The sequence below is a fragment of the Pseudomonas sp. TMB3-21 genome, from assembly GCF_054898145.1.
Map to the genome: position 1 here is coordinate 5,529,352 of NZ_CM142718.1, position 24,909 is coordinate 5,554,260.

The 24,909-nt window shown below is 58.4% G+C and carries 23 protein-coding genes; all 23 read right to left on the bottom strand.

Translation table 11 applies throughout. The features are described 5' to 3' along the window. Positions 1-77: 77 nt before the first annotated feature. On the bottom strand, positions 78-527 hold the full coding sequence (gene fliJ / locus ACYZTS_RS25330; RefSeq protein WP_028622090.1) for a flagellar export protein FliJ: 450 nt from the start codon (positions 525-527) through the stop codon (positions 78-80). Positions 528-533: 6 nt separating this feature from the next. Further along, positions 534-1,892, bottom strand: a complete 1,359-nt coding sequence (gene fliI / locus ACYZTS_RS25335; protein WP_028622091.1) for a flagellar protein export ATPase FliI — start codon at positions 1,890-1,892, stop codon at positions 534-536. Continuing rightward, the gene (fliH, locus tag ACYZTS_RS25340) at positions 1,882-2,688 is read right to left on the bottom strand and encodes a flagellar assembly protein FliH (RefSeq protein WP_028622092.1); all 807 of its coding nucleotides are present in this window, start codon (positions 2,686-2,688) and stop codon (positions 1,882-1,884) included. The genes fliI and fliH overlap by 11 nt, the downstream gene beginning before the upstream one ends. A 7-nt stretch (positions 2,689-2,695) precedes the next feature. Next, the gene (gene fliG / locus ACYZTS_RS25345; RefSeq protein ID WP_028622093.1) at positions 2,696-3,715 is read right to left on the bottom strand and encodes a flagellar motor switch protein FliG; all 1,020 of its coding nucleotides are present in this window, start codon (positions 3,713-3,715) and stop codon (positions 2,696-2,698) included. Then, positions 3,708-5,495, bottom strand: a complete 1,788-nt coding sequence (fliF, locus tag ACYZTS_RS25350; RefSeq protein WP_028622094.1) for a flagellar basal-body MS-ring/collar protein FliF — start codon at positions 5,493-5,495, stop codon at positions 3,708-3,710. The genes fliG and fliF overlap by 8 nt, the downstream gene beginning before the upstream one ends. 15 nt (positions 5,496-5,510) lie before the next feature. Next, positions 5,511-5,840, bottom strand: coding sequence for a flagellar hook-basal body complex protein FliE (gene fliE, locus ACYZTS_RS25355; protein WP_028622095.1), 330 nt, complete (start codon positions 5,838-5,840; stop codon positions 5,511-5,513). A 129-nt stretch (positions 5,841-5,969) separates the two neighbouring features. Beyond that, on the bottom strand, positions 5,970-7,355 hold the full coding sequence (locus tag ACYZTS_RS25360; protein WP_461992902.1) for a sigma-54-dependent transcriptional regulator: 1,386 nt from the start codon (positions 7,353-7,355) through the stop codon (positions 5,970-5,972). 2 nt (positions 7,356-7,357) lie between these two features. Next, positions 7,358-8,581, bottom strand: coding sequence for a sensor histidine kinase (locus tag ACYZTS_RS25365; protein WP_461992904.1), 1,224 nt, complete (start codon positions 8,579-8,581; stop codon positions 7,358-7,360). Positions 8,582-8,691: 110 nt separating this feature from the next. Beyond that, complete coding sequence (locus ACYZTS_RS25370; protein ID WP_028621843.1) at positions 8,692-10,167, bottom strand: sigma-54 dependent transcriptional regulator; 1,476 nt, start codon at positions 10,165-10,167, stop codon at positions 8,692-8,694. Positions 10,168-10,340: 173 nt separating this feature from the next. Next, positions 10,341-10,637, bottom strand: a complete 297-nt coding sequence (locus tag ACYZTS_RS25375) for a hypothetical protein (protein WP_028621842.1) — start codon at positions 10,635-10,637, stop codon at positions 10,341-10,343. Between the two features lie 10 nt (positions 10,638-10,647). Next, positions 10,648-11,043, bottom strand: a complete 396-nt coding sequence (fliS, locus tag ACYZTS_RS25380) for a flagellar export chaperone FliS (RefSeq protein ID WP_461992907.1) — start codon at positions 11,041-11,043, stop codon at positions 10,648-10,650. Positions 11,044-11,174: 131 nt separating this feature from the next. After that, complete coding sequence (fliD, locus tag ACYZTS_RS25385) at positions 11,175-12,602, bottom strand: flagellar filament capping protein FliD (protein ID WP_461992909.1); 1,428 nt, start codon at positions 12,600-12,602, stop codon at positions 11,175-11,177. 82 nt (positions 12,603-12,684) lie between these two features. Beyond that, positions 12,685-13,050: a flagellar protein FlaG gene (locus tag ACYZTS_RS25390; protein ID WP_461992911.1), complete on the bottom strand. Its 366-nt coding sequence runs from the start codon at positions 13,048-13,050 to the stop codon at positions 12,685-12,687. Between the two features lie 74 nt (positions 13,051-13,124). Continuing rightward, positions 13,125-13,976, bottom strand: a complete 852-nt coding sequence (locus ACYZTS_RS25395) for a flagellin domain-containing protein (RefSeq protein WP_461992913.1) — start codon at positions 13,974-13,976, stop codon at positions 13,125-13,127. 302 nt (positions 13,977-14,278) lie between these two features. After that, entirely contained in the window at positions 14,279-15,205 is a 927-nt protein-coding gene (locus ACYZTS_RS25400) for a ketoacyl-ACP synthase III (RefSeq protein ID WP_461996546.1), read from the bottom strand. Between the two features lie 380 nt (positions 15,206-15,585). Beyond that, on the bottom strand, positions 15,586-18,519 hold the full coding sequence (locus ACYZTS_RS25405; RefSeq protein ID WP_461992915.1) for a TIGR00180 family glycosyltransferase: 2,934 nt from the start codon (positions 18,517-18,519) through the stop codon (positions 15,586-15,588). Positions 18,520-18,569: 50 nt separating this feature from the next. Continuing rightward, positions 18,570-19,307: a cephalosporin hydroxylase family protein gene (locus tag ACYZTS_RS25410; protein ID WP_461992917.1), complete on the bottom strand. Its 738-nt coding sequence runs from the start codon at positions 19,305-19,307 to the stop codon at positions 18,570-18,572. A gap of 17 nt (positions 19,308-19,324) precedes the next feature. Beyond that, positions 19,325-20,395 carry a class I SAM-dependent methyltransferase gene (locus ACYZTS_RS25415; RefSeq protein ID WP_461992919.1) on the bottom strand — a complete coding sequence of 357 codons (1,071 nt, stop codon included), beginning with the start codon at positions 20,393-20,395 and terminating at the stop codon, positions 19,325-19,327. Next, entirely contained in the window at positions 20,385-21,242 is an 858-nt protein-coding gene (locus tag ACYZTS_RS25420; RefSeq protein ID WP_461992921.1) for an NAD-dependent epimerase/dehydratase family protein, read from the bottom strand. The genes ACYZTS_RS25415 and ACYZTS_RS25420 overlap by 11 nt, the downstream gene beginning before the upstream one ends. Further along, on the bottom strand, positions 21,239-22,465 hold the full coding sequence (locus ACYZTS_RS25425; RefSeq protein WP_461992923.1) for a methyltransferase domain-containing protein: 1,227 nt from the start codon (positions 22,463-22,465) through the stop codon (positions 21,239-21,241). The genes ACYZTS_RS25420 and ACYZTS_RS25425 overlap by 4 nt, the downstream gene beginning before the upstream one ends. After that, on the bottom strand, positions 22,462-23,022 hold the full coding sequence (locus ACYZTS_RS25430) for a dTDP-4-dehydrorhamnose 3,5-epimerase family protein (protein WP_461992925.1): 561 nt from the start codon (positions 23,020-23,022) through the stop codon (positions 22,462-22,464). The genes ACYZTS_RS25425 and ACYZTS_RS25430 overlap by 4 nt, the downstream gene beginning before the upstream one ends. After that, positions 23,019-24,101, bottom strand: coding sequence for a CDP-glucose 4,6-dehydratase (gene rfbG, locus ACYZTS_RS25435; protein ID WP_461992927.1), 1,083 nt, complete (start codon positions 24,099-24,101; stop codon positions 23,019-23,021). The genes ACYZTS_RS25430 and rfbG overlap by 4 nt, the downstream gene beginning before the upstream one ends. Further along, entirely contained in the window at positions 24,083-24,856 is a 774-nt protein-coding gene (gene rfbF / locus ACYZTS_RS25440) for a glucose-1-phosphate cytidylyltransferase (protein WP_461992929.1), read from the bottom strand. Before rfbF ends, rfbG begins: the two co-directional genes overlap by 19 nt. Positions 24,857-24,909 lie beyond the last annotated feature (53 nt).

Sequence of the window (24,909 nt, forward strand, 5' to 3'; positions counted from 1 at the left end):
TCCTTGTCATTGATGAATATGTTTGTACAAGGTTTAGCATTTGACGCGGATGGCGGCAAGGCTGACGGCTTACTGATTCAAAACTCATCCCTGCGCGGCAACCGCTGCGACAATTCGTCCAGCAGCTTCTGCTCGCGCCTGTCCTCCAGCGCCCGCGCTTCATCGGTGTAACGCTGGACCAGTTTGCGCAACCCTTCGACCCGGGCGAACGCTTGCTGCCAGGTGTCACGCGCCTTATTGAGATTGTTCTGGTGCCAGGCCAGGCTCTGGCGTTGCTGATCGATGGCGATGCCCAGCTGCGCGAGAAAGCCTTGATAGCCCAACAGCCACTGACCGGAAACACCGCTGCTGCCGCGCACGATCCACTGTTCCTGATAATCGAGACGGAACGCCTCAAGGTCAGCCAGTTTGCTTTCAGCCAAACGCACCTGCCCTTGGAAATGCCCCAGGCGCTGAACAGCGGTCTTCTCGGCCTTTTCAGCCATTTCGACCACCGGCGCCAGGCGAGCTGCCCGACTCTGCGCCATGATCGATTAACCGCCGGCCGCGGGCGCGAAGATCGAGCCGAGATAGGCTTCGCTCTCACCCAGGCTGATGCTGTCGTTCAAACCCTGCCGCAGGTATTTGACCAGCTGCGGATGCAGGGCAATCGCCAGATCGGTCTCGCGGTCACCGCCGGGGACGTAGGCGCCCACGCTGATGAGGTCGCGGCTTTGCTGGTAGCGCGACCACAATTGTTTGAAATACTGAGCGCGGTTCATGTGTTCCTGCGTGACCACCGACGGCATGACCCGGCTGATCGACGCTTCGATATCAATGGCCGGGTAATGACCTTCTTCGGCCAGGCGGCGAGACAACACGATGTGGCCGTCGAGCACGCCTCGCGCCGAATCGGCGATCGGGTCCTGCTGATCATCACCTTCAGACAAAACGGTGTAAAAGGCCGTGATCGAACCGCCGCCCTTCTCGGCGTTACCGGCGCGCTCCACCAGTTTTGGCAATTTGGCGAACACCGATGGCGGATACCCTTTGGTCGCTGGCGGTTCACCGATGGCCAAGGCGATTTCCCGCTGGGCCTGGGCAAATCGGGTCAGCGAATCCATGAGCAACAACACGTTCTTGCCCTTGTCGCGGAAATACTCGGCAATGCGTGTGCAGTACATCGCAGCGCGCAGGCGCATCAACGGCGCATCATCCGCTGGGGACGCAACGACCACGGCGCGCTTGAGGCCTTCTTCACCGAGGCTGTGCTCGATGAATTCCTTGACTTCGCGACCGCGCTCGCCGATCAGGCCGACGACAATAATGTCGGCCTCGGTGAAACGCGTCATCATGCCCAACAGTACGCTCTTGCCGACGCCGGTACCGGCGAACAGGCCAAGACGCTGACCGCGCCCCACCGTTAACAGGCCGTTGATCGAGCGAATGCCCACGTCCAGCGGTTCGCTGATCGGGTGGCGTTTGAGCGGGTTGATGGTCGGGCCGTCCATCGGCACCCAGTCTTCGGCTTTCATTCCGCCTTTGCCGTCCAGCGCGCGACCGGCACCATCCAGCACCCGACCGAGCATGCTCATGCCCATCGGCAGTCGCCCTGTGTCGGCCAGCGGTACCACGCGAGCGCCCGGGGCGATGCCGGCGACGCTGCCAACCGGCATCAGGAATACCTTGCTGCCGGAAAAGCCCATGACTTCGGCTTCCACTTCAACCGGGTGATAACTGTCGTCATTGATGACCATGCAGCGACTGCCCATGGCGGCACGCAAGCCTTCGGCCTCAAGGGTCAAGCCGACCATACGCAGCAAGCGACCTTCGAGAATCGGCGCGCCGGCCAGTTCAGTCGCCTCGGCATACGTACCCAGGCGCTTGGCGAAGCTGGTGCGATCAAGGCGCATCGGGATCGTTCGCTACTGGCTCGGCGACCGGCTTGGTTTCGATCGGCAATTCAAGGCTTATGTCGGGCGCGGACGGGTTCAGGGACTGTTCGTGCATTTGATCGAACAACTTGTCCATCACGCGGGCGACGCGGGTTTCCACCGTGGCGTCGATGCGGCTGTGCTCGGTTTCAACGCGGCAGCCACCAGGCAGCAAGGCTTCATCCTCGACAATGCGCCAGGTTTCCTCGTGACGCTCGCGCAGGGCTTTAACCTGTTCGAAATCCTGCGGATTGATGAACAGACGCACGTTATTCACGCCCAACGGCAACAGCTTGAGCGCGTCACGCATGACGCTTTCGATCTGCGTCGAGTCGATGGCCAGTTCCCGCTGAATCACCTGTTTGGTGACGTGCTGCACGAGGTCCACCAGCGACCGCTCAATCAGCGTGTCCTGCTCGGCGATCGGTTCGAACAGATGAGCCATCAGCTCCTCAAGCGCGGCAATCTTGGTCGCCAAAGCGGCTTCCGCTTCCTGACGAACCTTCAACGTGGTGCTATGAAAACCTTCTTTCTCGCCCACCGCGAAGCCTTCGTTGTAGGCCTCCTGACGAATGCTTTCGAGTTCTTCGAGGGTCAGTGGCTGGACTTCCTCCAGCGGCACTTCCTCCATCTCCGGCGGCTCGGGCTCGAGCTCCAGTTCCGGCTCGGGTTCAGGCACATGCGGATCGAAGCTTGGCAGCGACCAGATATCGAAACCACCGACATCCTTGGCACGGATCAGGTCGGTTTGGGACTCATCGTGTTTGGTCGACATAGTGAATTTAGATCATCTCTTCGCCGCCCTTCCCGCCGAGAACGATTTCTCCGGCTTCGGCCATACGGCGAGCAATGGTGAGGATTTCTTTCTGTGCGGTTTCGACGTCGCTGACGCGCACCGGGCCTTTCGCCTCGAGGTCGTCGCGCAGCAGCTCGGCCGCTCGTTTGGACATGTTCTTGAAGATCTTTTCCTTGACGCCTTCGTCGGAGCCTTTGAGGGCCAGCACCAGCACATCGGAGGAGACTTCGCGCAACAGCGCCTGGATGCCGCGGTCGTCGACGTCGGCGAGGTTGTTGAACACGAACATGAGGTCTTCGATCTGACCGGACAGGTCTTCGTCGACTTCGCGGATCGAATCCATCAGCTGACCTTCGATCGAGCTGTCGAGGAAGTTCATGATATCGGCCGCACGCTTGATGCCACCGAGGGTGGTGCGTGAGGCATTCGAGTTGCCGGAGAACTGTTTCTCGAGAATCTGGTTAAGCTCTTTAAGTGCTGCTGGCTGCACGGTGTTCAGCGACGAGACGCGCAGGATTATGTCCAGACGCACCTTGTGGTCGAAATTGCCAAGCACTTCGCCGGCCTGGTCCGGGTCGAGATACGCCACCACGATCGCCTGGATCTGCGGGTGCTCGTAACGGATCACGTCGGCCACGGCGCGCGGTTCCATCCACTTCAGGCTGTCGAGGCCGCTGGTGTTGCCACCCAGCAGGATACGGTCGATAAGGCCGTTGGCCTTGTCTTCGCCCAGCGCCTGCGTGAGCATTTTGCGCACGTAGTCGTCGGAGCCAACGCCCAGACTGGTCTGATCGCCGACGATGTCGACGAACTCGCTCATCACCTGTTCGACCTGCTCGCGGTGCACGTTACCCATTTGGGCCATGGCCACGCCGACACGCTGGACCTCTTTGGGCCCCATGTGGCGCAACACCTGGGCAGCATCGGTCGAACCCAGCGACAGCAGCAGGATCGCGGCCTTGTCGACTTTGGTCAGTTTTTCGGCAGCGACTCGGTTATCACTCATCAGCGTTAATCCACTCTTTCACGACCTGAGCCACACGACCCGGATCTTCTGCCACCAGACTCTTGATTGCGTTCAACTGTGCGTCATAGCCCTCACTTGGGCTCGGCAGCAGAATGCTCTGCGGACCACCGAGGCTGACGCGGTCGTTGGCCAGTTCGCCGTCAAGACCGCCCATGCCACCCAGTTCGACGTCGCTGCCGATGCCGGCCAGCTGCTTGCCTTTGCCGCCACCGGTGATGTTGTTGAGCACCGGACGCAGTACACCGAACACCAGCACCAGAATGAACAACACACCCAGCACTTGCTTGACGATGTCCCAGAACCACGGCTGGGAGTAGAACGGAATGTCGGCGATCACTTCACCGCGCTCGGCGGAGAATGGCATGTTGATCACGCTGACGCTGTCGCCACGGCTGGCATCGAAACCAACGGCGTCCTGAACCAGACGCGTGAAGCGTGCCAGTTCGTCAGCGGTCCACGGCGCACGGCTGGTTTCACCGTTGGCCGCATTGACCTTGACCTGATCGTCGACAACTACCGACACTGACAGGCGATTCAAACGGCCCTGCTGTTGTTTGGTGTGGCTGATGGAACGGTCGAGCTCGAAGTTCTTGGTGGACTGCTGACGCTTGTCCGCCGGGTACGGTGCGAGCATTGGCTGGCCGGTGGCCGGGTCCATGACCTGTTGACCGTTGGCGTCCAGCAGCGGCTGGCCTGGCTGCACCATACCGGCCGCCGCCGTAGCACCACCGGTGGTTTGCGGCGCCGAGGCTGGCGCTGGCGGCTGATTGCTCAGTGCGCCGGGAATACCTTGCGGGCCATTGCTGGTGGTGCGTTGTTCGTTGACCGACTGCTCGCTGCGCAACGCCGGCTGATCCGGGTTGAACTGCTCGGAGGTCGACTCGACGGCGCTGAAATCGACGTCAGCCGAGACTTCGGCTTTGTAGCGATCGTTGCCCAACACCGGCTGCAGAATGTTGTGCACGCGCTGGGTCAGCATGCTTTCCATGCGACGGCTGTAATCGAATTGCTTGCCGGCCATCGTCAGTTCGGAGTTCTCCGCCTGATCCGACAGCAGGTTGCCCTTCTGGTCGACCACGGTGATTTGCGATTTGCTCAGTTCTGGCACGCTGGTAGCGACCAGGTTGATGATCGCCACCACCTGACCCGGCTCCAGCGAACGGCCGGAATACAGTTCGACCAGAACCGACGCGCTTGGCTTGCGCTCGTCGCGCACGAACACCGAGCTTTTCGGGATGGCCAGGTGCACCCGCGCACCCTTGACGTTGTTCAGGCTGGAAATGGTCCGCGCCAGTTCGCCTTCAAGGCCGCGACGATAACGCGTCGCCTCCATGAACTGGCTGGTGCCCAGGCCCTGCTCCTTGTCGAGAATCTCGAAACCGATGTTGCCATCGCTGGGAGTGACACCAGCGCCCGCGAGTTTGAGCCGCGCACGGGACAGGTCTTCGGCCTTGACCAGCAAGGCGCCGGAGTTAGGTTCGACGGTGTAAGGAATATCAGCGGCGGCCAGGGTGTCCATGACCTGTTTGGCGTCCATACCGGCAAGGCTGCCGTACAACGGGCGGTAGTCCGGTTGCTGCGACCACAACACGACGGCGAAGCCAATTGCCACGCTCGCAGCCAGGCCGACCAACAGGCCTACCTGACGCAACATGGTCATCTCGGAGAGGTTTTCCAGGAAGGACAAACCGAACAGCGGCGCTTTGCCGTCTATCGGAGTGGACTTGGCCGGAACATTATCGGCGGCTGCATCTGCCATGACTCAATCTCGTCCTTATACCGGCATCTGCATGATGTCTTGGTAAGCCTGAACCAGTTTGTTACGCACCTGGGTCAGCGCTTGAAAAGACACACTGGCTTTCTGCGAGGAAATCATCACGTCCGTCAGGTCGACGCCGCTTTTGCCGATCTCGAAGGCGGAGGCCAACTGACTGGACGCTTGCTGGGTTTCGCTGACTTTATTCACGGCCTGACCGAGCATGTCGGAAAAGCTGCTGCCACTCAATTCAGGGACGGCGGCAGTCGACTTAGGCGCAGACATGGCATCCATTTGCATGGCCCGCATGTCCAGCATCAATCGATTGAATTCAATACCTTGGCTCATGATCTGCTCTCTTTGGCGACCCGCAATTTTTTGACACTCACTCGGCGGGTAATGAGGTGTTAGCAAGACCGGTGCCAGCTCGATGGCAGCGCTGAACAAAAGGCCTGCGGGACATTGTCGCAGCCCTCGTCAGGTGGCGAACAGATACGCTTCCACATCCATCCCGGCGTCGCGCATTTGCGCCAGTTTGTAACGCAGAGTGCGCGGACTGATGCCCAGCCGCTCGGCCGCTTCCTTGCGCCGACCACGCTCGGCGCGCAGGGTGTCGATGATCATCTGGAATTCGCGACGACGCAGGTCATCGCCCAGCGCCCCGGCAGGTTCAGACTCGGCTTGCAGCGTACCCATCGATGCCGGCGCGACTGGCGACAGAGGTGCAAAGATGACTGGCCCGGTAAGGCAGAAGTCCTGTGGCTGGATCAAACCACCCTGCTGCAGGATGAGCGCGCGCTGAATGGCGTTATCCAGTTCGCGCACATTGCCCGGCCATGGGTAACTAATCAGACATGCCTGTGCCGCGGGCGATAATTTGGCTGCCGCATGCTTCATTTTATTGACGTGCTTGTTCAAAAGCCGCTCTGCCAGCGGCAGGATATCGGCGGTGCGCTCGCGTAATGGCCGCCAGGCGAGCGGGAACACCGAGAGCCGGTAGTAGAGATCTTCACGGAATCGCCCCGCCGCCACTTCGCCGGCCAGGTCACGGTTGGTGGTTGCAACCACCCGAATATCCAGAGTGATCGGTTTGCGTGCGCCGACACGCTCGACTTCACGCTCCTGCAGAACGCGCAGCAGTTTGGCCTGAAGGCCGAGTGGCATTTCGGAAATTTCATCGAGCAGAATCGTGCCGCCGTCGGCCTGTTCGAACTTGCCAGCCTGTGCCGCAATGGCGCCAGTGAACGAGCCTTTCTCGTGACCGAACAAGGTCGCTTCAAGCATGTTGTCCGGAATCGCCGCGCAGTTGATCGCGATGAACGGCTGGCTGGCACGATGGGAATGCTGATGGATGTAGCGGGCGAGCACTTCTTTACCGGTGCCGGACTCACCGGAGATCAATACTGTGGAATCACTGCGCGCCACCCGCGCGGCCAGTTCCAGTAACTGTGCGCTGGCCGGTTCGAAAGCGACCGGGCCTTCGCCCTCCACAGCGCCGAGATTACCCAGCGCATGGCGCGCCACCAGATCGAGCAGTGCTTTGGGCTCGAAGGGTTTGACCAGATAATCCGCTGCGCCCTGGCGCATGGCATCGACTGCGCGCTCGACTGCGCCATGTGCCGTCATCAGCAGAACCGGCAGTTGCGGCTGACGGGCGCGCAAGAGACCAAGCAACTGATGGCCGTCCATGCCGGGCATGTTGACGTCACTGAGCACAAGATTGAAGGACTCGAAAGCGACTGCTTCCAGCGCTTCTTCTGCGGAACCGACAGCCGTGTAATCGTGGCCGGCGAGCAATAGCGTGTCGGCCAATGCTTCGCGTAACGAACGGTCATCCTCGACCAGTAGAACCTTGATTCGCATGCTCACTCCGCAACCTGCGCATTGGGCCGCTCGCTGGAGAAAAGCGGCAGGATCACTTGCGCACACGTGCCGCGACCCGGCCGCGAGCGCATCTGCAATTCGCCCTGATGGGCACGCGCCACTGCCTTGACAACCGTCAGGCCGAGGCCGGTGCCGGTGGTTTTGGTAGTGAAAAATGGCTCACCCAATCGCGCCAGTATTTCGCTGTCGATGCCACTGCCATTGTCGCTGACGCACACGCGCAAGGTGTCGCCACGGGTGTAGAGATGAACCTTGAGGCGCACTTCACCGGCACTGGCCTGGATGGCATTTTCGAGCAAATTGAGAATGGCACCGACCAGCGTATCGCGGTTGCACAACAACTCTCCCGCATGACTGTCGCACTGCCAGCGGATCGGCAACTCCTGAACGTGGGTCAGTGCAGCCGATTGCAGCGACTGCATCAACAGCGCCGGGGTAATGCGATCCGTCAGAGGCAACTCGCCGCGCGCAAACACCAGCATGTCGCGGACTTGATGCTCCAGCTCGTGCAGACGTTCCTTCAGTCGTCCAGCAAAACGCTGCTGGGTTTCCACCGGCAATGCCTGCTCGGTCAGGTGACTGGCATAGAGCAGCGCAGCCGACAATGGCGTACGAATCTGATGCGCCAGCGAAGCGACCATTTTGCCAAGCGACGACAGCCTTTCATGGCGAGCCAGTTGAGCCTGCAGATGGCGGGTTTCGGTCAGGTCGTTGAGCAGCACCAGTTGACCAGGTTCGGCATCGAGCGAACGAGTGGCGATCGACAATCGCCGACCGTCCTTCAGCGAGATTTCGTGACCATCGTCCTCGCGAGGCGCGAAGCACCGGGCAATCACGTGGCGCCACAGCTCGCCCTCAAGGGGCAGACCGAGCAGCTCACAAGCGGCAGGGTTGGCTTCACGGACGATGCCTTGGGCATCGATGACGATGACACCGCCGGGCAACAAATCGAGGAGGTTTTGCAGGCGGTTGGCCAGGCGTTCTTTTTCCGCCAGCTCCTGCATGCGCTGAGCACTGACCACTGCCAGCTCACCCTTGAGCTCGGTGACCCGCGCTTCGAGCAAGCTGTAGGAGTCAGTCAACTGGCTGGACATCTGATTGAACAGCGAAAATGCCTGCTCAAGGCCAAGCCGGCTCACCTGTTCTACGGACGGGGGTTGCCCCGATACGTCTGGGACAGGAAGAATCTGGGCGGCTTGGGGCATTGTGCTCTCTCGCTTGGCTGACCGTCAGTGAAACGGAACGTTGCGAGGGATGTAGCAATACCCGTGCCTAAAAAAAACCGCTTATAAATGAGCGACTTGAAAAACAGGCGTCAATCATCCGCCTGTTCATCACCGTCACGACGACTCATGCCGTACTTGCGCATCTTTTCAACCAGCGTTGTGCGACGAATCCGCAGGCGTTCGGCAGCACGGGCAACGATGCCGTTGGCATCATCGAGTGCTTGCTGAATCAGCCCTTGCTCGAGACCACCCAGGTAGTCTTTGAGATCGAGACCTTCCGGCGGCAGCATGGCGTTTGCGGTGAAATCCGGCGTGTGACCGTTGATGGCCACGCGCTCTTCGAGATCGCTGCGCAAGCTGTCGACCAGTTGCTCGTCTTCGTCATCGACATAGCGGAATTTCTTCGGCAGTTCGACCACGCCGATCACACCGTACGGATGCATGATCGCCATGCGTTCCACCAGGTTGGCGAGTTCACGAACGTTGCCCGGCCAGCCGTGACGGCACAGTGACATGATCGCGGCGGAGTTGAAGCGGATCGAACCGCGCTTCTCGTGCTCCATGCGCGAGATCAATTCGTTCATCAGCAGGGGAATGTCTTCGACGCGTTCACGCAGCGGCGCCATCTCGATCGGGAACACGTTCAGGCGATAGTACAAATCTTCGCGGAAGCTACCGATCTCGATCATGCTCTCGAGATTCTTGTGGGTTGCGGCAATGATGCGCACATCAACGCTCTGGGTTTTATTGCTGCCCACGCGTTCGAAGGTGCGCTCCTGCAACACGCGCAGGAGTTTGACCTGCATGGGCAGCGGCATGTCACCGATTTCATCGAGAAACAGAGTGCCGCCGTTGGCCAGTTCGAAGCGTCCGGCGCGGCTGGTGATCGCGCCGGTAAAAGCGCCCTTCTCATGGCCGAACAGCTCGCTTTCCAGCAGCTCGGCCGGGATCGCGCCGCAGTTGACGGGTACGAACGGCGCGTCACGTCGCTTGGAGTGATAGTGCAGGTTGCGCGCGACCACTTCCTTGCCAGTGCCGGACTCGCCGAGGATCAGCACGCTGGCGTCAGTATCGGCGACCTGCTGCATCATCTGGCGGACGTGCTGAATCGCCCGGCTGGTGCCGACGAGGCTGCGGAAAAGATTGGGTTCACGATGGCGACCGCGCTCGCGGGCCTGGTCGTACATCTCGCGATAGACCTGGGCACGGTGCAGCGAATCCAGCAGTTTGCTGTAGCTGGGCGGCATTTCGAGGGTGGAAAGCACTCTGCGCCGCTGGTCTTCAGGCAGGTCAACGGAAGAGTTATCGCCCATTAACAGAACCGGAAGGAACTCATCCCAGGTTGAGAGTGTCTTTAACAAGCCCAAAAGTGCGCCTGGCGCATTGACCGTCCCGATCAGGACACAGATCACTTCACGACTGGATGACAATGAGCCGACCGCCTGCTGCCAGTCATGGCTTCCGCAGGGTAAATTTTCTTCACCAAGAAAATTTAGAATCACCGCCAGGTCGCGGCGGCGGACGCTATCGTCATCTATCAGCAGAATTTTGGTTTCACGCCACATGCAATAGCAACTTCCCTAGTCAAACTCGGATGCCCAAAAAGGGGCAAGCTGGACGCTTGCAGACACCATATGCCTGTAGACGTCTGGTAATCGTAAACAGCCACTAGTTAAGTCAAAAAAAGCCGCACAGTCAAATTTATGGCGCAGAAAAGTTTCGATTAACTGACGGTTTTTCAACCGAACAGATGGTAAACCTTTGCTGCACTCTGTGCTTGATGGATCTGCGACATCTCCTCAACTATCGCCTGACGCTCGCCCGTCGCTGCTTCGAGCAGCTTTTTGTACACACTGAGCAGCTCTTCAAGGTTGTCGCGCAACGCGGCCTCGTCCACGGCAGCTTCACTCAAAACGTCTTCCATGCAGGATCGGCAAGCCAGGTCCAATGCACCAATGGCTTCCCAGTTTCGCTCGGCCAGTGCACCCACCAGGCCTTCACGGGTTTGTTCGATACGCTGCAAGACAAGACTCATGGTGATCTCCTTAAAACTGCGGACCCGGCGCGGCGATAGCATCCCAACCGTCTTTGACGGTACGTAGCAGATCGGCGACTTCGTCGAGTATCTTTGGATCGGCCTTGATGTTGGCTTCGGCCAGACGCTTCATCATGTAGGTGTACAGCTTATCCAGCTCACCTACAGACTCCGCCTGGTTTTCGAGATCAAGACCTTCACGCAAACCACCGACGATGCCGATGGCCTTTCCGATCAACACACCCCTGTTAGGAATGTCTTTGCGCTCCATCGCGCCTTTGGCCTGGGCAATACGATCAAGGCCACCTTCCATCAGCATCTGCACGAGACGATGGGGGCTGGCTTCGGAAGTCTGCGCTTGCGCGCCAATCTTCTGGTATTGGCGAAGGGCTAACATCGGGTTCATGTTCTACCTCATATGAAATCTGTGGTTCGTATAAACAATATATCGACGGTGCGTCAAAAAACTTTAGTCGCCAAAACACAAAAGCCCGGAGAGTCAAATGACGCTGCCGGGCTTTTGGCGCTTCCATGTTGTCAGCTGTTCTTCTGCTGTGCAGCCATGGCTTCGAACATCGACGTGATGTTATTCGCAGTGGCCTTGAGCTTACCGACAAGCGTGTCCATGTCGTTGTACTTTTTCGTCAGTACAGCGGTGAGGCTTTCAATTCGACGATCCAGTGCCAACTGGTCGTTGGCCAGTTTCGTCTTGGTTTTGGTGAGCGCAGTGTTGCGTGCATCAAGAATTCCGCCGGTCTCGGTATAAGGTGTCAACACCTTGCTCATGCGAGCCAGAAGACCAGTCTCACCGGAAAACAGCGTTTGCACTTCCCCGCCGAGCTTCTTGTCATTCATCGCAGCACTGAACTTGGTGCTGTCGAAATTCAACGCTCCGGTTTTCTGATCCGTGGTAATACCCAGCTGCGACAATACCGTTAGCTTGTCGCCGGTGCCCGTTTCCGATAATGGCCCGCGCATGGCTGCAAGTATCGAGCGTGGCATCGCGTCGCCGGTCAATGCTGCGGGGATGGTCGGCTTGCCATCGTCATCGAGCGAGGGCTTGGTCAGTGCCGTAACGGCATTGGCCACTGCGTTATAGGCATCGACGAACTTCTGAATCGAGGCCTTCAAACCATCGGTGTTGGTGGTCACCAGAACTTGCGATGGGCCTGTGCCAAGCAGCGTCATCGACAGGCCGGAAACAGTCTTCTCCAGTTTGTTGGTCGGACTGCTGACCGAGAGACCATCAACCGTGAACAAAGCGTCCTTCGCGAGTGCGCCAACCGACCCCGCAGAGGTCTTGGTAGACACTGCAGGGATGACCTGGGAACCGTCAACATCGAGACCCACACCGCTGAGCGAGATATCAGTTCCCGCGCCAGTGTTCGCCGAGCTGACGACCAGTCGCGAGCCAAAGTTGTCGGTAATGATGTTGGCGCTCAGGCCACTGAATTGAAATTTGTCATTGAGCGCTTTGGCAACGGACTCGAGGGTAGAGCCGGCAGGTATATCGAGGTCGTAGGTTTTCGCTGTTCCCCCCGGCACGCCTTGGGAGATGGTCAACGAGCCGGCAGCTCCGCCATTGACGGAAGCCGTGGAACCGCCATCGAAGGCAGCAGTGGCAACTTTTGAGCCTGTCGCGAGCTGCGAGACATTGACTTTGTAAATGCCATTAACCGCCGAGTTGTTAGCGGTGGTCGTCAGGACTTTGGGATCGGAAGAGCTGGCGGAGAAACCAGTGAACTGCGGCTCGATAGTATTGCCCAGCGTCCTCAGGGATGCCTGGAACGTGGCGAGCAATGACTTGAGACTGCCAACACCGGAAATGGATGAGGTGTTGGTTTTTGCGCCCCGATCAATCTGACCTTGCTTGGCTGCTTTATCGGAATCGACCAATGCCTTGACGATTGCACCGGTATCGAGGCCGGAGCCTAAGCCCAGGCCCGGTAGAATTGGACTTGCCATGTGAATCTCCCTTCAGTGTCTCGCCGGTCTTTTGACCACTACAACGCTCAAAAGAACATAGCAACAAGTTTCATGCCAGCCGTCAGACTCTCGCGCTGAACAGCAGACTGCTCGCGTCATTCAAGCTAGTGGCCAGTTTCAGGACTTCTGCGTTGGGGATCTGACGGACCACCTCACCGGAATCACTGGCAATAACTTTGACAACGACTTTGCCTGAAGGCTCGTCGATAGAGAACTCCAGGTTACGCTTGACCGACTGCACGAACTTTTCAATTTCTTGAACGGCCATTTTCAGTTTATCCCGCTCACTGATTGCATCTTTGGGCTCATCCTTGACCAATGCCACTGGCGCAGCATCAGCTCGAGGCTTTTCTGCGGTTGCCTCAGCAACGGGCACTACCGGCTTGGCCGCAGGATAAGACAAGTTCAGCTTCACGCTCATATCCATGTCCATCACCTCGCTAAATCAAAAAAGCGAGAGAGTGCGATAAACGCACTCCCCCGCCCAAAACTCACCAGCTATTACTGAAGCAGTTTCAGTACAGCGGATGGCAGTTGGTTGGCCTGAGCCAGAACTGCGGTAGAAGCTTGTTGCAGAGTTTGTTGCTTGGTCAGCTGTGCAGTCTCGGAAGCGAAGTCGGTATCTTGTACGCGACCCAGTGCAGCACTGGCGTTTTCGTTGATGTTCTGCAGGTTGGAGATGGTGCTGGTCAGACGGTTTTGTGCAGCACCGAGGTCGGCACGAGCGGTGTTGATGGTTTTCAGTGCCGCGTCGATCGCGTCGATTGCAGCAGCAGAGCTGGCTTCTGCAGTGGCGCTGTCAGTACCGGTGATGGCGATGGCGCCAGAGTCAACGCTCAGAGTGGCTGCGTCGAAACCGCTGTCCAGAGTCAGGGTGATCTGGTTGTCAGCGCCAGTGTTGGAACCGACCTGGAAGGTCATGGTGCCAGCGGAGCCGTCGATCAGGTTCTTGCCGTTCAGGTTGGTCGAATTGGCGATACGAGTCAGTTCGTCCGACATGGTCGCGAATTCTTTGTTCAGAGCAGCACGGTCGTCTGTGCTGTTGGAGTCGTTTCGTGCTTGTACGGCCAATTCACGCATACGCTGCAGAATGTTGGTCGATTCCTGCATCGCGCCTTCAGCGGTCTGAGCGATCGAGATACCGTCGTTGGCGTTTTTGATTGCCATGGTCTGACCACGAATCTGCGAGGTCATACGGGTGGCGATTTGCAGGCCAGCGGCATCATCTTTAGCGCTGTTGATTTTCAGGCCGGAAGACAGACGAGTCATCGAAGTCGACAGAGCGTCGGAAGCACGGTTCAGGTTTTTCTGAACGTTCAACGATGTAACGTTAGTGTTTACTGTTAAAGCCATGACGAATTCCTCGTTGGTTGGATACTGCGGCTTCCGGCCCTGGCAACCGCCGGGTGTGGCCTAGAGAACCTACGTAATAGTTATCGTCGTAAATGCAACTTGCTTTAGGGGTTTTTGAAAAAATATTGCCATCACACTGCCACCCCCCGTAAATCAAGGCCGCCAGACCAGATGGCAGGCAAAATAAATGACGTCATGTAATTGGCTTCACCTCTGAACCCTGTGGACAGGCTTACACCTGCCTGTTGAGGGGCAAAAAAAAAACGCTCCTTAGCGGGAGCGTTTCTCTATTCAGCGTGAGGTCAAGGACGATAAATAATCGCCGAGCCCCAGGATAAACCCACGCCAAATCCGCTGATCGCAATGCGCTTCCAGTCAGAGTCCAATACGTGCTTTTCCAATAACAAGGGGATGCTCGAAGACACCGTGTTGCCGGTCTCGACCATATCCTTCAAGAATTTCTCCGGCTCCCCCTCAAAGCGACGCGCCACGGCGTCGACAATCGCGGCGCTGCCCTGGTGAATGCAGAAAGCATCAATGTCGGCAGCGCAAAGGTCGGAGTCAGCGAGCAACTCATGCAAGTGCGCTGGCACCTTCAGCAGTGCGAAGTTAAAGACTTGACGACCGTTCATATAGAACACGCCATCGGTGACCTTAAGATGGGGCGCGCCAGAACCATCGGTGCCGAACTTGGCTTTACCCAATTGCCACGGTGCGTCTTCACCCATCCACGTTGCAGTTGCGGCATCACCAAAGAGCATTGTGGTATTGCGGTCTTCCGGGTCTACGATCTTGGAGTAAGGGTCGGCCGTGACCAACAAGCCGTTCTTCAGCCCAGCGGCTTCCATGAATCCTTTGATCGCATAAATGCCATAGACATAGCCAGAGCAGCCCAGGGAAATATCGAATGCAGCTACGTTGGTCGACAAGCCCAGCTTGTCCTGAACGATGGCCGCAGTGTGAGGCAGTCCTTCCTCGTCGCCGTTCTGGGTGACAACGATCAGTACATCAATGGAATCGCGCTTCAAGTCCGGGTTATTGGCGAATAGTGCATTGACTGCCTCTACGCACAAGTCCGAAGTTTCCTGATCAGCGTCTTTGCGCGGCAGGAAAGCCGAACCGATCTTGCCCAGGATGAAGTCTTCATCCTTCTCGAATTTTGCACCTTGTGCGTAATTGTCCACGCCGGCTACAGGTACGTAGCTCGCAATGCTTTTTATGCCAATCATTACGGCTTCCCAATAAAAAACAGCCTGATACCACCGCTCGCAAGGAATCGAGGGGCGCCGACAAACAAAGAAAAATGTCGCCTCATTCGAGCCGACAACGGGAAGAAAAAGGGTTATCACTGGGCCAGAAACAGGCCAGGCACCACCTTCCCGATCAATACAATACAGTGAAGATGCGCGTTATGACTCGCAGGTCACGCTATTTTGCCGAATCAGCGTGCAAGCGATACTTGATCGCTGACCCGCCAGGCCGCCTTCCAGGCTTGATCGCCGGATGGGCACCAGGGCCTGGAAGCAAGCTGCAGCGCGCGCGACTTCAGTCAACGCGCACCGCGCACAGGCTCAATGAACGCTTCGCCCTCCCCCTTCACCGCACAGACTCAGGCGAGTAACTGCGCCCAGTTCAGGCTGATCGGTTCACTGAGGGCGAAGCCTTTGCCGGTCAGGATCAGGTTCGGGTTGGACGTCACATCGTGCTCGAAGCGGGCACGCCACTTGTCCTGCAGCGCAGCACGCACCCCAGGAGCCTCAGGCAGCTCACCCGAATGCAGCAACTGGGCTTGTGGCGTCCAGACGGTGAGATAGCCAGCATCGGCGACCTTCAAGCACAAATCGACATCCGCGAAGGCCTCGGCAAAATGCTCTTCATCCAGACCACCGACTGTTTCATACAGGTCCTTGCGAATCATCAGGCATGTACCTGAAACAGCTGAATAGTTCTGCTCAACCTGATGACCATTGAGGTAGCCCAATTCGTCCTTGCGCTGCCCGACCAACGCCGAACCAATGTCGCCATTCGCACCAAGAACAAGGCCGGCCTGAGTGGTTACGCCACGAACATCCATGAGCTTGGCACCGACAACGCCAACTTCGGGCCGCTGCGCCTGATTGATCAGGCTTTCCAGCCAGTTGGCGTTGATTACCTGCGCCCCTGCGGACAACAGCAGCAAATACTCGCCTTTCGCCTCGGTACAGGCCGCATTGGCCAACGTCGATGGGCTGACACGCTGGGCGCTGCGCAGTACACGAATCCGGTCGCCCTTCGCTTCCAGGCTGTTCAACCAGTCGGACAACTCTTGGGATTGGCTGTGATTATCGGCAATCAGTATTTCGTGACGCTGGTAACGGGTGCGTTGCAAAACACTGACCAGCGTACGTTGCACGCATTCAAGGTTGTCATCACTCTGGATGATGATCGACACCAGCGGTCGTGCGGCGTGTTGATAGTCGATCTGGTAAGTCAGCGGCAGCGCCGAGCTGACTTGAGCGCGGTAGCCCCGCGCTGACAGGGAGCGGGCCAACACTTGACGTTCCTGGGCGTTTTCCTCGGTCTCCGGCGCGTTGCAGATAAGCAAAGGTTCGGCCAGGTGTGCCAGCCCTGCCATCCCACCTTGATCAATCAGACGCAGCAACAGGTCAAACTCCAGTGCCTTCAGATGGTCGCTCGAAAGGCCACCGGCCTGTTTCCAGACATCGCGCTGGATCAACCAATGCCTGGCCATCAATGAAGGCACGCTTTGCAGCAAATCCAGGTTGACCCCAGGGCGGAATACTTGGGTCAGCGCACCGTTGGCCTGACGCTGAACTTCATCCATGGCTACCGCACGCACGCCTTCGGCGCCACACAGCTCCAGGCTGGCGCGGAGCAAACCGCTTTCGGTGAATTGGTCACCCGCCTCGACCAGCAGCACCCAGTCAGCTGCAGACTGGGCAACGCCCTGATTAATGTGCTCGACATAGTTGTTGGCCGTGACTTTGACGAAATGCACGGTGTCGCGCGCGGTCGTGGTTGCGGGCAAATCACCGGTAGTCAACACCACCAGGCTGAACGCCTTGCAGTGACCTCCCACCAGGCTGTCAAACGTAGATTGCAACTTGAACATGTCGCCATCCAGATCCAACAGCAGGATGCAGAATTGCGGACCGCCATGGTGTTTGGCCAAATGCGCGGCAATCGAAGTCAGTTGCTGAGCGTCCGGATTGCGTGCTTGCAGCCAATTCAGCAAACGACCCGATGGCATGTTTTCGAACAGTCGGCGGTTTTGCTGACCGGGCAAAGCGTCCAGACGCTCCGCCCAAGCCTTCAGCTTGATACCTTCCTGCGGTTCTTCGCTGGTTTCAAGCGACAGCGCCAGCCGCTTGACCACCTCCCGGTTGAACACGTTCAGGCTTAACGCTTCCCACAATCGGCTGCGCACGGTTCGGTCATTGTCATTGGGGTGGATGCGCATCAGCTCGTGTTGCTTGAGCAGAATCCCTTCGAGCTCCTGAAGTTGAATCCGGCCAGCCGGCATGGCATGCAACAGAAATTCAAACTCGGTCAGCAGGTCGAATATCGGCTTGTTGTAGAACGGCATCTCGACAAACTGCTCGGGACCGAATGTCCGTTTCGGCTCTTCTCCTGCCTGAGTCCACGCGGAACGAATGATCTGGGTACCTTTGAGTGAGCGTCCTTCCAGCAGGCAATCGGCCATGGCGGAAAAACTGTCCAGAGCAACCTGCTTGGCACGGGCCGCGCCCATTTCCCTGATTGGCGTCGGAATCGAGGCCAAAAACTCGGCAAACTGCTCGCGGTCGGCAACGCTTTTGGCATCCTTGAAGGTCAGGACTGTCAAGACGTTGGTGTTGTGCTCCGAGGCACCGTAATTGATCTCCCGTACCGCAAACGGAATAGGCAGAATCCGCGCTTTGGCGCACGCCAGCAGGTAGAACGTATGGCCGATTTCCTGCCATTCGAAACCAGTGCCCTGGGGCAACAGGCTGTACCAGGCTTGCAGCAAATCAGTACGCGTGACCGCATAGAAAGGCGGCAGGAAATTATCCATGAAGCGCACGACTCGGTCTTCAGCCAACTCCGAGTTGTAGTCCTCATGTACCTTGCGATCGCGGCGGTAATAATTCACCTCCGTCGCCCGGGCCAGGTACATGAACCCGTAGCCATGGCAAACGCCATAGTCAGGATTGGCTTCCAGAAACTCTACGGATTCGGTCAGAGCACGGTGCAGCAGAAAATCGTCATCGGCAGCGAACACCATGAACGGCGTAGTGACCTGGCTGACGCCGTAGGTCAGCTTTTCCTGCAACCCTTTGTAGGTGTATTGCGGCAAATGGCGGTAGTCCACAGACGGGAACTCCCGGGCCAGCTGTTCATCGCCCTGAGAGGAAGAATCCAGGACCAGAATCGTGCAGGGATAGGCGCTGTAATACTGCAAGGTACGCCGTAGAAAGGCATTGCGGTTATGGGAAATCACCACCACCGTGAGCCGTTCGCTCAGCGGAGCAACGTCGTTTCGAGCACTGTTTTGAACTTGCATCTTCAATCCCCACAACCGGCCAATCGCCAAGAACCTGAAACTGTTTTTGATTAACGAACGCGACGCAGGTAACCGTCCGGCGCCACGGTGATCAGCAGCTTGTTTTGCAGTTGCCGATCAATTTCAAAGTCCTGGTTTTCCTCAAGGTATTTCCAGACTGCGGTTTTCGGATTGTCGCCCGGGCCCCAGGGACGGTCAGGAAAGAAGTCGGCCGGCATGTCTTCCACCACGGTGTCCATGACCACGCAGTAGCTATCCACCGACACCAGCGGTGCATAAAGGCGCAGCTCTTCGAGCACGTGATCGTGGGTGTGGTTGGAATCCAGCACCAGAATGACTTTCTTGCCTTCTGCCGCAGCACGCACTTGTGCCGCGATCTGCGGGTCTATGCTCGACCCTTCGATCATCTTGATGCGCTTGCTCATCGGATGACTTTCGATGGCGTCGCGGTTGTGCGCACGAATGTCCAGATCGATGCCCAGCACTTCACCGTGACCTTGCAGCTCCAGCAATGATGCGTAGTAGATGATCGAGCCGCCGTGAGCGATACCGCATTCAATGACCAGATCGGGTTTGACCTGCCAGATGATTTCCTGCATCGCCATCATGTCCTGGGGCAGTTGAATGATCGGGCGCCCCATCCAGGAGAAGTGGTAGCTGTACTTGTGCCGAGCCGATTCGTTGAAGAAATCCCGGGCCAGGCCGGCCAATTTCTGGTCGTCGCCCTGACGAGCGATTTCTGCCTGGCATTCGGCTTCGAAGGCTTTATTGATGGTGTTGTCGGTCATTTTTTTCATCTCAATAGTCACTGGAACGAAGCGCTGTCGACGGCGTGATAGACATAACGTCCACCGGTCATCCGCTTGATTTCTTCGAGGTAATTGGAGTTCATCACAAACAGATTGGCGGCTTTGGGCAAGGCGTCCATCGCCTCCGCGGGCGAGGACACCCGCGCACCGCTGATGGGCAAATAGCGTCCTTGTTTGGCCGGATTGATATCCACCACGCGGTCCACCGCTACACCCGCTCGCTGCAGGAACAGCGAATAAATCACGCCTTTGGAGGAGGCGCCCCAGATCGCCGATCCTTTTTCGGGTGCGGCTTGAATAATCTGCACTGCCCGGTCCAGGCTGCGGGTGAAGTCTGAAGGCAGGTCGAGGCGTGGCACCGGTTGTTCAGGCGTGAGGCGCAAGGTTGCCAGGTCTGCAACGATGTACAGGTATTGGCCGCCGAACAGGTGACCGGCCTCGTGGACCGTGCCGAACATCCGGCGCAGATCATCGAGGCGGAAATAATTGACGTGTTCGTAGAACAGGTCGAACCAGGCACGGTGCTCCAGAATCCAGTCGAAGCACGGCACTTCGATGTATATCTGCCCGCCCTGATTGGCATCGGCCATTTCGGCGAGAAATCCCACCGGGTTCTGAATGTGTTCCAGCACGTGACGCAGCACGATGGCGTCGGCTGACAGGCCAAGGCCGCGGGTAAACGGTGCCTTGATGACGTCGTCGTTACTGCCTTCGTACGCCGGGTCGATGCCGGTTATGGTGTAGCCCGCCCCTTTGAGCAGCTCGAGGAAGTAGCCTTTGCCGCAACCGACTTCGATCAGCTCCCGCCCCCTGAAATGGCGGGCAATGATGCCTTCGACATCACTCAGGTGTTTCTGGAACTGTCCCGAATGTGCCTGCTCGTTCTGGTAGTCGGCGTCGTAGCTGAGTGTGTTCGCATCGAAGGCCTGATTGAAGATCAACCCGCTCTTCTCATCCTGGACCAGTACCAGGTCGGCACACGCCGAGGCTCTGGCGGACGCCGGGTCGGCAAAGGTGCGGTTCTGCAACACCGGCAGGCCGGCGGCCCGATACAACTCATGCCTCATGATCTGCTCCCAGTAACTGTTGCAAACGGTCCGCTACACCCCAGAACGCCATCGGCTCGTGCGTCGGGTACGGGTAGTGACCAAGATTCAAACGGATCGCCGCACGCCGCTGACGCACTCGTTCCTCGACCAGCGCTCGGACCGAAATCGGCTGGCCGCTGGAGCAATTGATTACGCCGTTGAAGTCACGCTGTTGCAGGATCGTCGAGAGGTAGCCAGCGGCTGTCTCGATGGTCAGGTAATCACGCAATTGTTCCCCGGCCGACATGTCGAAACTGTCGTCACCGTTATCGATTGCGCGGTCCAGCGCCGCTAGCAAACTGTTCGGGTTTTGCCCTTCGCCGTGCAGGTAAAACAGACGTGCCCATTGCAGATTGAAAGGTTGAACCCGCTGCAGATTTTCCAGGAACAAACGCAAGGTGTTTTTGGCTAACCCGTATGGATTGTCCGGCTGCGGCGGGGTCCGCTCGCTGAGCGGCCCGCTCTGCAGCCCGTATTCGAAACACGTCCCGGTCACCAGCACTTGCGAGACGCCGGCCTCGACCGCTCCCTTGATGAACCGGTAATCGGCCATCAGGTTGTGCTCGAAATGAAACAGTGCCTGATAGTTCGGCAAACCCGGCCAGGCCAAATGCGCCAAAGCGTCAACGCCGGCGGTCAATGCAAGCATATCGAGGTCAGCGGCATGAATATCGGCGGCAACGAACTCTACCGCGTCGATCCACGGCAGGTTCGCAGCGGTCTCGGCGTTGCGTGCCACAGCGCGGACCGCGCATCCACGGGCAAGCAAAGCAGTGACCAGATGGCGACCGACAAACCCGGTTGCTCCGGTGACCAGGACCTTCACAGAATGGTCAACTCAGGTACGGCGATCACAAAACGAGCATCCCATTCGCGGGCGTGGGCCAGTTGTTGACTGACTTCGTTCAACAGGTTCCAGGGCAGAACCAGAATGTAATCGGGCTTCTCCACATCGATCTGCGCCGGCGAAACAATCGGAATGCGACTACCCGGCAGGTATTTACCTTGCTTGTGCGGATTGGCATCTGCTACCCACGCCAGCAGGTCTGGCTTGACCCCGGCGTAGTTGAGCAGCGTGTTGCCCTTGGCGGCGGCGCCGTAACCGACTACGCGTTTGCCCTCGGCTTTTGCCTGCAGCAGAAAACGCAGCAGTTGGTGCTTGATGGCCTCGGCGGCGGGGGCCAGAGTCGCGTAGTAAGCCGGGGTTTTCACCCCGGCAGCGAGTTCGGCGTGCAACTGCGCCGCCACGGCGGGTTGCACGTCGCGACGTAGCCCGTCGGCCCGTTGCACGAATACCCGAAGCGAACCGCCATGGGTCGACAGCCGACTGACGTCGAACACATGCAGGCCGTTGCGTTCACACAACGTCTGCACAGCGGTCAATGACAGGTAGGAATAGTGTTCGTGATACAGCGTGTCGAATTGCTGCCCGGCCATCAGTGTCAGCAGCTGCGGGAACTCGAACGTCGCCACGCCGGCGGGCTTGAGTAGTGTCGCGAAACCACCGAGGAAATCATTGATGTCCGGGACGTGCGCCAACACATTGTTGGCGGCCATCAGGTCTGCGGACCAGCCCTCGGCTTTCAACTGCAAAGCGGTTTCTCGGCCGAAGAACAACTCGCGGATGTCCAGGCCCTTTTCCCGTGCCGCTTGCGCGGTGCTGTGGGTCGGCTCGACACCCAGACACGGAATGCCGCGCCCCGCCACGTATTGCAACAGGTATCCGTCATTGGCGGCGATTTCCACCACGCGGCTGTCGGTGTCCAGGCCCAGGCGCTCAACCATTTCGGCAACGTAGCGATCGGCATGCGCCAGCCAGGTACTGGAAAACGAACTGAAATAAGCGTACTCGGCGTCGAACAGGCTGTCGGCGCTGGTGTAATCCTCGGTTTGCACCAGCCAGCATTGCTGACACACCGCGACTTTGAGTGGCACCCACTGTTCGGCCTGGTCGAGTTGATCGGCGCGCACGTAAGCATTGGACGGCGGAGAGGTGCCGAGGTCGATCAGCGGCAGGGCCAAAGGAGTACCGCAACCACGGCAATTCATAGACGTACTCCAGGGAAACGTTCATCAAGCAAGGGATGGCTGGCGTCCCTGGCTGACAGATTATTGACAGGCAACGGCCAGGCAATCGCCAGCCGAGGATCGTTCACCGACAGGCCACTTTCGTGCGCCGGCGCGTAGTCGGCGCTGTGCAGATAGAGCAACTCGGCGTCATCGGTCAGCGTCTGAAAGCCATGGGCGAATCCGGCAGGGATAAGCAGGCTGCGCCCGTCGCCGGCTCGCAGGTACTCGGCGTGCCAGTCCAGGAAAGTCTTGGAGTCGGGCCGCAAATCAACGGCGACATCCCAGACTTCGCCGCGCAGGCAGGTGATCAATTTAGCTTCCGGCGCGTTCGCGTCCTGGTAATGCAAACCGCGCACACTGCCCCGTTCGCGGGTGCAGGAATGGTTGATCTGACGAATATGAAACGCTTGGTCAAACGCCTTCAGGCTACCTTCACAGAACAGCCGGGCGAAGTGCCCGCGATCATCTTCGAAGCGTTTGTGCTGCACGCTGAACAAGCCGTTCAGCGGCAATGCGTTCAGCAGAAATTCGCTCACAACGCGCCTCGATACAGGTTCAACTGACCCAGGGTGAAGGCGCGCATGTCATCGCCGTTCTGCCACGCCAAGTGCCAGTCGAGTGTCTGGGTCAGGCACTGTTGCAACGACCAGCGCGGTTGCCAGGCCAGCAGTTGACGAGCCCGGCTGCTGTCCAGACGTAGCAGACCGGCTTCATGCATATCACTGGGCTCGATGCGCAATCCACGTGCCTGGGGCCAGCGGCTGGCGAGCAATTCGACGACTTCGCCGACGCTGCACATGTCGGCTTCGCTCGGGCCGAAGTTCCACGCACCGGCGAACGCCGGGCCTTGCTCGTAAAGGCCCGCGGCTAACTGCAGGTAACCGGCCAGCGGCTCCAGCGCGTGCTGCCAGGGACGGACTGCGTGCGGGTTGCGCAGGGTGACAGGTTTGTCCGCGGACCAGGCTTGCAGCACATCGGGAATCAACCGCTCCGGGGCGAAATCACCGCCGCCCAGAACATTGCCCGCCCGCGCCGTGGCCAGCGCCAAACCATGATCGGCATATTTTTCAGCAGGGAAGAACGAAGCCGCGTAGGACTGGGCCAACAACTCGCAACAGGCTTTGCTGCTGCTGTAAGGGTCGTGGCCACCGAGCGCTTCGTTTTCACGGTACGGCCACAACCATTCCTGATTGGCGTAAACCTTGTCAGTGGTGACCAGCACGCAGGCCCGCACACCGCCTACCTGACGGATGGCCTCAAGCAGATTCAAGGTGCCCATGACGTTACTGGAGTAGGTCCCCAGCGGATCGCGATACCCTTCGCGCACCAACGGTTGAGCCGCCAGGTGCAGGACGATTTCCGGTTGGGTCTCGGCGATCAATTCCAGCAAGGCACCCAAGTCACGCAGGTCGCCGCGCTGATCGTTGATGCCTTCATGAACACGCGCGAGTTCGAACAGGCTTGGCTCGGTCGATGGATCAAGCGAGAACCCGTTGACCTCGGCCCCCAGGCTTTGCAGCCAGAGGGTTAGCCAACTGCCTTTGAAGCCGGTGTGACCGGTCAACAACACCCGTTTGCCGCTCCAGAATTCCGGGCTTAGTCCCATTGCTTCCATGGGGCCTCCCCGCTCTGCCATAAGGCTTCCAGGTGATTCTTGTCTCGCAGGGTGTCCATCGGGTGCCAGAAGCCGTCGTGCTGGAACGCTTGCAGTTGAGCTTCGCCCGCAAGCGCCGCGAGGGGTTCGGCTTCCCAAGAGGTTTGATCATCAGCGATGTACGGCAAAACCTTGGGCGACAGGACAAAAAAACCGCCGTTGATCCAGCCACCGTCGCCGCGTGGTTTTTCGGTGAAGCCCAACACCGTGTCGCCGTCGCGCTCCAGCGCGCCATAACGTCCCGGCGGTTGTACCGCTGTCACGGTTGCGAGCTTGCCGTGCGCCAGATGGAAGTCCACCAGAGCGCCGATATTGAGGTCCGAGACACCATCGCCGTAGGTGAAACAGAATGCTTTTTCGCCCTCCAGATAACGCGCCGCGCGACGCAGACGTCCGCCCGTCATGGTCTCTTCGCCGGTATCGATCAGCGTGACGCGCCACGGCTCACTGTAATTCTGGTGCACGTCCATTCGGTTATTGCACATGTCGAACGTGACGTCGGAGGTATGCAGGAAATAGTTGGCGAAGAAGTCCTTGATCGCATAGCCCTTGTAGCCCAGGCAAATCACGAAATCATGAATGCCATGCGCGGAGTACTGCTTCATGATGTGCCAAAGAATTGGCTTGCCGCCAATCTCGATCATCGGCTTGGGCTTGAGATGCGACTCTTCACTAATCCGCGTACCCAGGCCGCCTGCCAGAATTACTGCCTTCATCGCTGTCCTCTTGCTCTTCGCTCGATGCGGCAGCCTCCCGCAAGGTTGGCCAA